This window comes from Streptomyces sp. NPDC052101 (assembly GCF_040680235.1).
GTDB lineage: Bacteria > Actinomycetota > Actinomycetes > Streptomycetales > Streptomycetaceae > Streptomyces.
This window is the reverse complement of sequence record NZ_JBFAWH010000177.1, coordinates 1-1,027: the sequence shown is the minus strand read 5'-3', so window position 1 is coordinate 1,027 and position 1,027 is coordinate 1. Positions and strand designations below refer to the sequence as shown.

Annotated in this window: 1 protein-coding gene; it reads right to left on the bottom strand. The window is 71.5% G+C overall.

Going from position 1 to position 1,027, the window contains the following annotated elements:
- Positions 1–1,027 (bottom strand): class I tRNA ligase family protein (locus AB0L75_RS44605; protein WP_365191991.1); only part of this gene is annotated, 1,027 nt, incomplete at both ends.

Here is a 1,027-nt window from a genome sequence, read left to right as displayed (position 1 = left end):
CAGGCGGGGCAGCGGCAGGCGCACCCGGCGCCCGGCCCCCTTGCGAAGGGCCGAGCCGGCCGAGCTGATGCGGCGCACGGCGTCCATGCGGGCCACGAGGGAGTCCGCCTCGGGCCCGTGGGGGAACAGGTCGGCGTCCGGGTAGTCGGTCAGGTGGACCGAGCGGCCGCCCGTGAGACCGCGCCAGATCTCCTCGGCGATCAGCGGCATCAGCGGCGCGGCGGCCCGGGTGAAGGCCTCGAGAACGGTGTAGAGGACGTCGAAGGCGACGGTGTCCTCGTCGAAGAACCGCTCACGGGACCGGCGGATGTACCAGTTGGTCAGCGTGTCCATGAAGCCGCGCAGCGCGTCCGTGGCGTCCGAGACCTCGTAGGCGTCCAGGCCGGTCTTGACCTCCCGCAGCATGCGGCCCGTGGCGGCCAGGATGTACTGGTCCAGGGGGTCCTCGGCGGTGTGCCGCTCCTGCGCGCGGTACCCCTCGGGGCGGGCGCCGCCGTCGTGCGCGGTGTTCGCGTACAGGGTGAAGAAGTGGTAGGCGTTCCACGCCGGCAGCAGCACCTGGCGGACGCCCTCGCGGATGCCCTCCTCCGTGACGATCAGGTTGCCGCCGCGCAGGATGGGGCTGGCCATGAGGAACCAGCGCATGGCGTCCGCGCCGTCGCGGTCCAGGACCTCCGTGACGTCTGGGTAGTTGCGCAGCGACTTGGACATCTTCTGTCCGTCCGAGCCGAGCACGATGCCGTGCGAGATCACGTGGGAGAAGGCCGGCCGGTCGAACAGGGCGGTCGCCAGGATGTGCATGGTGTAGAACCAGCCGCGCGTCTGGCCGATGTACTCCACGATGAAGTCCGCCGGGTTGTGCGTGGGGAACCAGTCCGCGCGCTCGAACGGGTAGTGCACCTGGGCGTACGGCATGGAGCCGGAGTCGAACCAGACGTCCAGCACGTCCTCGACCCGGCGCATGACCGCACCGGCCGCGGCGGCCTCGGGGTCCGGGTGGGGGCGGGTGAGGTCGTCCACCCACGGG